9 protein-coding genes and 1 pseudogene are annotated in these 9257 nt (G+C 70.0%); 5 read left to right on the forward strand and 5 right to left on the reverse strand.

From position 1 onward, the window contains the following. Positions 1-52: 52 nt before the first annotated feature. Positions 53-250: a zf-HC2 domain-containing protein gene (locus AB0J09_RS17925; protein WP_360691605.1), complete on the reverse strand. Its 198-nt coding sequence runs from the start codon at positions 248-250 to the stop codon at positions 53-55. Further along, positions 250-804 (reverse strand): sigma-70 family RNA polymerase sigma factor, encoded by a 555-nt coding sequence (locus tag AB0J09_RS17930; RefSeq protein ID WP_360691608.1) that lies wholly within the window; start codon positions 802-804, stop codon positions 250-252. The genes AB0J09_RS17925 and AB0J09_RS17930 overlap by 1 nt, the downstream gene beginning before the upstream one ends. Positions 805-912: 108 nt before the next feature. Here AB0J09_RS17930 and AB0J09_RS17935 point away from each other — a divergent pair, with 108 nt between their 5' ends. From AB0J09_RS17935 to AB0J09_RS17955, 5 genes are all read left to right on the forward strand, one after another. Next, positions 913-1557, forward strand: coding sequence for a DUF4142 domain-containing protein (locus tag AB0J09_RS17935; protein ID WP_360691611.1), 645 nt, complete (start codon positions 913-915; stop codon positions 1555-1557). Then, a complete protein-coding gene (locus AB0J09_RS17940) occupies positions 1554-2996 on the forward strand; it encodes a DUF1996 domain-containing protein (RefSeq protein ID WP_360691614.1) in 1443 nt (480 codons plus the stop codon). The genes AB0J09_RS17935 and AB0J09_RS17940 overlap by 4 nt, the downstream gene beginning before the upstream one ends. 68 nt (positions 2997-3064) lie before the next feature. Then, positions 3065-3898, forward strand: a complete 834-nt coding sequence (locus tag AB0J09_RS17945; RefSeq protein WP_360691617.1) for a ferric reductase-like transmembrane domain-containing protein — start codon at positions 3065-3067, stop codon at positions 3896-3898. 103 nt (positions 3899-4001) lie between these two features. After that, entirely contained in the window at positions 4002-5591 is a 1590-nt protein-coding gene (locus tag AB0J09_RS17950; protein WP_360691620.1) for an NADH-ubiquinone oxidoreductase-F iron-sulfur binding region domain-containing protein, read from the forward strand. A gap of 89 nt (positions 5592-5680) precedes the next feature. Beyond that, the gene (locus AB0J09_RS17955) at positions 5681-7102 is read left to right on the forward strand and encodes an FAD-binding oxidoreductase (protein WP_360691623.1); all 1422 of its coding nucleotides are present in this window, start codon (positions 5681-5683) and stop codon (positions 7100-7102) included. Here AB0J09_RS17955 and AB0J09_RS17960 read toward each other — a convergent pair. The 3 genes and pseudogenes from AB0J09_RS17960 to AB0J09_RS17970 form a co-directional block, all read right to left on the reverse strand. Beyond that, complete coding sequence (locus tag AB0J09_RS17960; RefSeq protein ID WP_360691626.1) at positions 7099-7920, reverse strand: L,D-transpeptidase family protein; 822 nt, start codon at positions 7918-7920, stop codon at positions 7099-7101. The two genes, AB0J09_RS17955 and AB0J09_RS17960, sit on opposite strands and share 4 nt — an antisense overlap. Positions 7921-8073: 153 nt before the next feature. After that, positions 8074-8850 carry an ABC transporter permease gene (locus AB0J09_RS17965; RefSeq protein WP_360691629.1) on the reverse strand — a complete coding sequence of 259 codons (777 nt, stop codon included), beginning with the start codon at positions 8848-8850 and terminating at the stop codon, positions 8074-8076. Positions 8851-8890: 40 nt separating this feature from the next. Beyond that, positions 8891-9257, reverse strand: a pseudogene (locus tag AB0J09_RS17970) (hypothetical protein); the annotation flags it as partial.

Consider the following 9257-nt stretch of genomic DNA (forward strand, 5'->3'; position numbering starts at 1 on the left):
TACCGGACGCGAAGCCTCGCCGTACCGATACCACCTGAAAAGGGTATGGACGTCAACGTGACATCGACATCGGGGGGTCGTCGTCGGAGGCTGAGGGAGTGTTCTTGAGCTCGTCGAGCTGCTCTGGAAGCTCGGCAAGCTCAATCAACTCCGCCTGGCATCTCTCGCACGTGTCGAGGTGGCGTTCGAACGCCTCATGCTCCTCATCATCGAGGACGCCGAGGACATAAGCGGCCACCCCGTCGTGCATCAGCCGGCTACCCCCTTGTCCCGCAGCAGCTCGCGGAGAGCCCGGATCCCGTAGTAGAGCCGGGACTTCACCGTGCCCGGCGGGATCCCCAGAATCTCCGCCGCCTCATTTATCGTACGGTCTCTGAGGTAGGTCTGCTCTATGACTTCACGGTGTTCTTCAGAGAGGCTGCGAAGCGCGTCGGCGACGACGATCGCCGAGAGAGCCCGCTCCGAGCCGTCGGGCACGGCCATCATGTCGACTTCCGGTGGCTCGACCTCGTGAGGCCGGGCGCTCTTCCGCCGACGTCCATCGATAACGATTCGGCGGGCTACTGTGAGTAGCCACGCCCATATAAGGCTTGGTTCCCATTGCAGTCTTGCCGAGTTTCGCCAGGCTCTGACGAGCGTCTCCTGCACGACGTCTTCGGCCCATTGAAGGTCGTTACCTGTCGATTTGCGTACGTGGCGCAGCAGAGGGCCGCCGAACTCCTGGTAAAGCGCCGCGATGCGGTGCTCCGCCTCGGCATCCGCACTCTCGAACCTGCCGTCGAGGTGACCTAGCACGGGGCACATCTTTACACCTTCGTTATCAGTCCGGTAGCCACTCCGATAACTCCAGTCATTTCTAACTATCTCCGGCCATGACTGAACCAGGCCCGCGAAGCCCGCGTACCTCCGACCATGCACAGGCTTTTGCGCGGCGAGCTCTTCATGCTCGGCGGCTTCGTCGTAGCGGCCGCGGTGACGATCGTGCTGGTCATGCCGCCCTCGATCGATCCCGCGGCCGCGACGTGGACGCAGACGTCCTCAGGACCCCTCACGGCTGCCGACCGCGACCTGCTCATCAAGGTGCGCCAAGCCGGCCTCTGGGAGATGCCCGCGGGCCAGTACGCCGAGACCCGCGCCGAGTCCCAACGCGTGAAGGAGGTCGGCAGGCTGATCATGCAGGACCACATCAAGCTGGACCTGCTGACCCGGCAGACTGCCAAGAAGCTCGGCGTGGCGCTGCCCGACGAGCCCAACGCCGACCAGCAGAGCTGGCTGGCCCAGCTGGCCGCGGAGAGCGGCCCAGCCTTCGACAAGGACTTCGCGAACCTGTTGCGTGCCGCGCACGGCAAGGTCTTCACCGTCGTGGCGGGCGTACGGGCCGGGACGCGTAACTCGGAGATCAGGAAGTTCGCCCAGGAAGGCATCAACTTCGTCATGCGCCACATGACGCTCCTGGAGTCCACCGGCCTGGTCGATCACAACCAGTTGCCCGAACCGCCGACGCCCTCACCCGCTCCACCCGTCGCAATGGCGGTCGAAACGAGGAGACACACATGAGGAGATCCAGACGCATGGCCGCGGCCATGTCCGCTTTGGCCGTGGCGGCAGGCGGACTGGTGTCCGCGGCCGTCATCGGCGTCGGCCCCGCGCGCGCCGACCACTGCGACCCGGCCCAGGCCACCCAGACGCCGCAGCGGCAGAGGAACCAGAACCAGGACCAGAACCAGCAGCAGGACCAAGATCAGCAGGGGCAGAACCAGGACCAGCAGGGCCAGGACCAGCAGCAACAGCAGGACCAGAACCAGGGCCAGCAGCAGGATCAGCAGAACACCGACCAGCAGCAGAACGGTGACCAGCAGAACGCCGACCAGCAGGACCAGGCGCCCCAGGGCGGCGGCGCCGCCGTGCTGGACCCGGCCCAGGACCCCGGATCGGACGAGACGGCCGCGCCCGACCAGGGCCAGGCTTCCGACCCGGAGCAGACCGCCTCGACGTTCTCCCGCCGCAACCGCCCGACCAGGACCGCCACGCCGGTACCGACCCGGAGCCAGGGGCAGAGCCAGAACCCGAACGGAACCGCCTCCCCCACCGCCTCGCCCACGGCGTCCGACGACGACCACAACGAGTGCGCCGACCTCGGCCCGTTCGTCGAGGACTTCGTCGACATCCGCCAGGTCGCGCCGCGTCAGCTTGACGCCCGCGTCGGCAGGAACGGTTCGCGGGGCAGCTTCGTCTCCCAGTGCGGGACGAACCGCAACGGCCACAACAACCCGGACAACTTCATCGTCGCCCCCGGCGTCAGCAACGGCGCCCACCACCTGCACGACTACGTGGGCAACCTGTCAACGGACGGCTTCTCCACGGACGAGAGCCTGGCCGCCGCGGGCACCACGTGCCGGCTCAGCGACAAGTCCACCTACTTCTGGCCGGTCCTCAGAGACCGCAAGGTGGACCAGAACACCGAGGACCCGGACGGCAACGTCGGCCAGGTGCTGCGTGCCCGCTCCGTGACGCTCCAGTTCCGCGGCAACGCCACCTCCAGGGTCGTCGCGATGCCGAGGTTCCTCAGGCTGATCACCGGTGACGCCAAGGCGGCCACCAACGGCGGCGCCAACGCCAGGGCCGCCTGGAGCTGCACGGGATTCCAAAATCGCATAAGTCCCGACAAATATCCGCTTTGCCCGCGCGGCAGCCAGGTCGTTCGTATCCTGGATTTCCCTAGCTGCTGGGACGGCCAGAACACCGACAGCGCAAATCACAGAACGCACGTGGTCTTCCCTGGTCAGGATGGCGCCTGCCCACAGGGCACCAGGGCGATTCCGGCACTGCGCATGACCCTCACGTACTCCGTGCCGCAGGGCCCGTCCTTCGCCGTGGACGCCTTCCCCGAACAGAAGCACAACCCGGTCACCGACCACGCGGACTTCGCGAACGTGATGCCCGATCGGCTGATGCAGTTCGTCGTCTCATGCATCAACCGGGGCCGCCGTTGCTGATCTGAAAGCCCTGACGGGCGACCCAGCCTTCCGAGTCGCACCCTCACCCGACCTTGGAGGGAACATAGATGCTCCACAGACGACACCCCCGGCACGCCCCCACAAAGCTGGACACCAGGAACGTCCGGCTGGGGGCGAGCGCCTCGATCACGGCCATCCTGCTGTCGGCGTTCGCGCTGACCAGGACGGAACGCGGCGTCGCGCTGCTCGGCCGAGGGGTCAGCTTCCTCGAGTTCTACGCGGGCGTGTTCGCCCTGGTGCTGCTGACCACGACGATCGCGCTCGGTCTGCTCACGACCGAACGCGTCTTCCTGTCGCCGGCCAACCGGGTCAGGGCGCAGCTCGCGCACAAGGCCACCGCGCTCATCGGGCTGGCCTACCTGGTCACGCACATCACACTCATGATCAGCCTCGGGCACGTACCGCTGGGGGCGGCGGTCGTGCCGGTGGCCGGGCTCTACGTGGGGCTCGGCACGCTGGCCTTCGACCTCATGGTCCTGGCCGTGGCCACGGGAATGCTGAGGGGGCGCTTCGCGGTGCGGAGCAGGCCGTGGATGTGGCGGATACTGCACTCCGCCGCGTACATCGCCTGGCCGGTCGCGATCATGCATGGATTGACGGCCGGCCGCCAGCCGGCCGGTTGGGTGGCCTGGTCCTACGTGGCCTGCCTGGCGGCGGTCGGCTCCGCGCTGGTCGTGCGCGTGCTGGCCACGGTGCGGCGGCCGCCGATCGTACCCGAGATGGTCGAAGGGCCCGTGGTGAGCTCGGCCGCCGCCGCGGGTGTGCCCGTGGAGCGGCCGCAGAAGACGGCGGCGCCGGTGGCAGCGGCTCAGGCGGCCGCCAAGCTCAACGCGCCGGTGAGCCTCGCCGACGCTCGGCGCAGGTACCGGGAGGCCGGATGACCCCGCCCGAGATCTGCCCGGCACGCACATCAGGAGGCCGGATGACCCCCGCAACCCCCCAGGAGCAACCGTGATTCCGGCCCGAGTACCGCGGGTGTTACGCATGGGACCGGGCCGGCTGACCGCCGGGCTGGACCAGACCCGGCGGCTGGACCTTCCCGCCCACCGCACCCTCCACGGCTCTCCCGAGCCGCGCGAGCTGGGCGAGCTCATCTCGCAGGCCAACGAGGTGGACATGCGCGGCCGTGGCGGGGCGGCGTTCCCGTTCCCGCGCAAACTGCGGGCCGTCGCCGACGCGATGGGCTCGGGCGGCGAGAGCATCGTGCTGGTCAACGGCGCCGAGGGCGAGCCCGCCAGCTCCAAGGACGCCATGCTGCTCACCCGGAACCCGCACCTGGTGCTGGACGGCGCGGTGCTGGCGGCCGAGGCGCTGGGCGCCCGCGAGGTGGTCGTCGCCACGGCCGGGGGCGAGGTGGCCGAGGCGTCCGTCGCCGCCGCCGTGGCGGAGCGCAGGGCCGCGAACGTGTCGGGCGGTGCGGAGAGCCGCGTCCCGATCCGGGTGGTCGGGATCAAGGAGAGGTTCATCTCCGGAGAGGGCGGCGCGCTCGTGCGTGCCGTGAACGGCGAGGAGGGCATCCCGCCTGGCAGGAAGAAGCGGGCCGCCGTCAGCGGCGTGGACGGCCTGCCGACCCTGCTGTCCAACACGGAGACGTACGCGCAGTTCGCGCTGCTCGCCGAGCTCGGGCCGGAGAAGTACGCCGAGGTCGGCACGAGCAAGGAGCCCGGCACCATCCTGCTCACCGTCAGCGGCGGCGCGGCCAACGGCGCGGTCATCGAGGCGCCGACCGGCACCTACCTGGCGGACGTGCTCGCGCTGACCGAGGCCGAGGTCGGCGACGGGGTGCTCATCGGCGGCTACCACGGCGCGTGGCTGTCGGCGGAGATGGCCCAGTCGGCCGTGATCTCGCGCGAGGGCATGAAGCAAGCCGGGGCCACCCTGGGCGCCGGGATCATCGTCCCGCTCGGCGAATCGACGTGCTCGCTGGGCGAGGCCGCCAGGGTCGCCTCCTATCTCGCGGCCGAGTCAGCGGGCCAGTGCGGTCCGTGCCGGCTCGGCCTGCCGGACATCGCCAGGGCCATGTGCGCGCTGGTCGAGGGAACCGGCTCGGTGGACGCCGTACGGCGCTGCGTGCGCGGCGTCGAGCGGCGCGGAGCCTGCTTCCACCCGGACGGCACGGCGAAGTTCGTGCTGTCGGCGCTGGACGCGTTCGAGAGCGAGATCGCGCTCCACCTGGAGCACGGCTCGTGCGGACGGCCGGTGCGCGGCGTGCTGCCCATGCCCGAGCGCGAGGCCGACGTCGAGTACCGGCTGGAGGTCGACTGGTCCCGCTGCCAGGGGCACGGGCTGTGCGCGCACCTGCTGCCGGAGTTCGTGGACCTGGACGACTACGGGTTTCCGTCGTTCAGGAACGTCCCCGGATGGATGGCCAAGGAGGCGCGGCGTACCGTCGAAATGTGCCCCGCGCTGGCCCTGCGGCTCGCCCAGACCACAGGAGACGGGCCGAAGCCGGTCGGGTCGCCGCTGCGGTTGGTCAAGGACGGAGTGCTCAAGAAGGCCGGGGCGGGTGCGCCCCGGCTCACGCGGGTGGGCGCCGTACCCACCCCGAACGCGTTCGGGGGGACGGCCGGGTGAGGCCGAAGTGATGAAGATGTGACCAACCTGGCGGGTCATCCCGACGTCTCACCGATCGGCCGAACACCGATCTCAGCTGGGAGACGTCCATGAACCGCCGGGACTTTCTACATGTCGCTGCGCTCGCGCCGCTGGCCGCCGCGGCGTCCCGGCTGGAGTCGCTCGGGACCTCCGCGCCGCCGCCCAACTGGGCAAGGCTGCGGGGGCAGCTGGCCGGCACGCTCGTGCTGCCCGGCGACGCCGGCTACGACACCGCGCGCCGCCTCTACAACCCCGCCTACGACCGGATCAGGCCGGGCGGGGTCGCCTACTGCGCGAACGCGGCCGACGTGTCGGCGTGCCTCTCGTTCGCGCGCACCAGCGGCGTGCCGGTCACCACGCGTTCCGGAGGACACTCCTACGCGGGCTGGTCGACGGGCACGGGGCTGGTCATCGACGTGTCCAGGATGAACTCGGTCGCCTCTGCGGGCGGCCGGGCCACGATCGGCGCGGGCGCCAAGCTGATCGACGTCTACGACCGGCTCTCCCGCCACGGCGTGAGCATCCCCGGCGGCTCCTGCCCCACGGTCGGGATCGGCGGGCTCACGCTGGGCGGGGGCATCGGCGTGGTGTCGAGGAAGTACGGGCTCACGTGCGACACCCTCGAGTCCGTACGCGTCGTCACGGCCGACGGCAGGGTGCTGACCTGCGACGCCGCGCGTAATGCCGGGCTCTACTGGGCCTGCAGGGGTGGCGGCGGCGGGAACTTCGGCGTGGCGGTGTCCTTCACGTTCAGGACGTTCGAGGCGCGCGACGTCACCGTGTTCTTCCTGCACTGGCCGTGGTCCAAGGCGGAGGCCGTGGTCAAGGCGTGGCAGTCGTGGGGACCGTCCGCGCCGGACGAACTGTGGTCGTCGCTCCATCTGGCGCGCTCGGCGAGCGGTCTGGACGCCTCCGTCGTCGGCACCTACGTCGGCGGCAAGCCCGCCCTCGACCGGCTGCTGGCCCCGCTCGTCGCCAAGGCCGGGCGGCCGTCGTCCCGCTCGGCGCGGACGGTCCCCTACCTGGAGGGCATGAAGATCATGGGCGGCTGCGCGGCCATGTCGGTCGCCGAGTGCCGCCGGATGCCGCGGGAGGCGTTCGCGGCCAAGTCGCACATGGCGTACGGGAATCTGCCGGCGAACGGGGTCCGGGCGCTGGTGGAGGGGGTGGCGCGCGGCGGGCGGCACGCCGTGCTGCTGGACGCAATGGGCGGGGCCATCGGGCGCGTCGGCCCCGCGGCCACGGCGTTTCCGCATCGGGCGGCACTTTTCAGCGTGCAGTATTACGCGGAGGGGACGGATCGGGCATGGCTGCGCGGCCTGCATTCCGACATGTCTCAATATTTCGGGGATCATGCATATGTCAATTACATCGACCCCGATTTGAAGACTTGGCGGAATGCGTATTATGGGCCCAATGCAGCCCGGCTCGCCGAAGTGAAGTCCACCTACGACCCCGACCGGCTGTTCCGGCTTCCCCAGGGCGTTTAGATTTTTCCGCGCACGTACACCGGCTCTCCGATCGGCACCATTTTATACAGGCGCACGGCGGTGGGCACCGGGATGCGTACGCAGCCGTGCGAGGAGGGCTTGGTGGGCACCACCGACGAGCCGTGCATCGCGATGCCGCCGGTGAAGTAGAGCGAGTTGAACATCTCTCCCAGGGGGCTGTGCGTCCAGCCGGGCGCCCGCCTGTAGACCTTGAAGTCCCCCACCGGGGTAATGGCGTAGCCGCAGTGGCCGGCCTCGCAGTAGTGCACCCCGGCGCCGGTCGAGACGTGCGAGGTCAGCACCGGGCGGCGGTGGCGGTAGACGGTGAGCAACTGGTCGGTCAGGTTGATCTCGACCCGGTCGGCGGGGCCCTTGGGCACCAGCGGGCGCAGCCGCCTGGGCCGGTCGAACTCCTGCCAGACCTTCGGCCCCACCCCGTTCATCGGCCTCATCCGCCGGCTCTTCTGGAAGCCCCAGACCGCGTACCTCGTCTGGATGTCGTACTTTCCGTTCATGGGGCCGAAGTAGAAGCCGTGTTCGCGCAGGCGCCGCTGGAGCTGCTGGACCATGTCGCCCCGGGCGCCCGGCATCAGAATGGTGACGCTCTCCTCCGCCTCGTCAGACGGTTGCTCCGCCCGGACAGGGGGTTCGCCCGCCCGGACACGGGGTTCTTCCGCCCGGCCAGGCGGTTTTTGCGCCAGAACGGGCGGCTGCTCCGCCGGGTCGGGCGGGTCCTCCGCCAGGGCGGGCACCACCGCCAGTAGCGGCAGAGCGCATCCTGCGACCAGAGCTGCAATTGCGCGAAGCATTGTCGTCATAAACCGACGCTTACCCAGATCGCCGAGAATTCATCTCCAGCACAGGTTTCGCCAAGCAAAGTCCTGGAGAATAAGCGAACCTCGTTAAATACGGCCATTTCGCTTTTATACACTTCTACAGGACGGAAAACGAGTCGCGCGGAAACGTCACAGTCACGCGTCGCGTAGCCGGAGCAGCAGGGCGCCGCCCGTCAGGGACGCGGCAGCCCAGGCGGCCAGTACGCCGAGGCCGGCCCATGGGGCGATGGGGAGATCGGCGAGATCCACGGTCGTCTGGACGGCCAGCCCCGCGTTCGAGGGGGAGATCGTCCAGAGGACCCGCCGCAACTCTTCGTCGGAGAACATGAGGATGGCGACCGGAAAGAGGTAGAGCAGGCCGAGCACCACCCCGGCGGCCGCCGCGGAGTCGCGTACGGCAGTGGCGAGGCCCAGGCTGAGCAGCGCCACCAGCACGAGATACAGGACCGAGCCGACGGCGGCGCGCAGGATGGGCCCGTCGGCCAGGGACAGCGGCGGGTAGCCGTGCGCGGGTGTGAAGCCGCTGCCCGGCAGCAGGAGCCGACCGGCCAGCACGGACCCGAGCACGGCGAGGATCCCCGCGCCCAGCGTCAGCCCGCCGACCACGACCGCCTTGGCCGCCAGGGCGGTGCCCCGGCGGGGCATCGCGGTGAGGCTGGTCTGGATCATGCCGGTGCTGTACTCGCCGCAGATCGCCAGCACGGCCAGCAGGGCGACCATCGCCTGACCCAGTTGGACACCGACGAGACTGATCCTGGCGGCGTCCTGCCCACACCCCGCCGCCGCGCAGGGCACGACCGCGGCTGCCACCGCGCCCGCCGCCACGGTCAGCACGACGAGCGCGCCCAGCAGCCATCCAGGCCCCGCCACGGTACGCAGCTTGGTCCACTCCGCATGCACTTCCCGCCTCACAAGTCCCTCCCGCACAGCCCCACGCCGCCGCAGACGTCCCTCATACGTCACTCCGGCGCAGCCGGTGCGTGGCCAGGGCGAGCGCCAGGGCGGCGTACGCGCACAGGACCGCGAAGCCCGCCCAGGGCGGCAGCGGGAAGTAGCCCTCCGCGGGTGCGTAGCGGGCGGTCACGTGCGCGTACGTGGGCATGCTCTGCTGGATCGCGAACCCCGCCGCCGGAGTGAGCCGCAGCAGCCACCGCGACGCCTCGTCCGGCAGGATGGACGCGGTCGCGAGCACGTACGGGACGAGAACCGCCACGATGACCGCGATGACGGCCATGGCGCTGCGCCGGAACAGCGCCCCGACGGCGAGGGCGAGGACGGCGGCCACGGCGAGCAGCGCGGCGGTGCCCACGATCACCTGC

It is taken from the genome of Nonomuraea sp. NPDC049784 (genome assembly GCF_040659615.1).
GTDB lineage: Bacteria > Actinomycetota > Actinomycetes > Streptosporangiales > Streptosporangiaceae > Nonomuraea.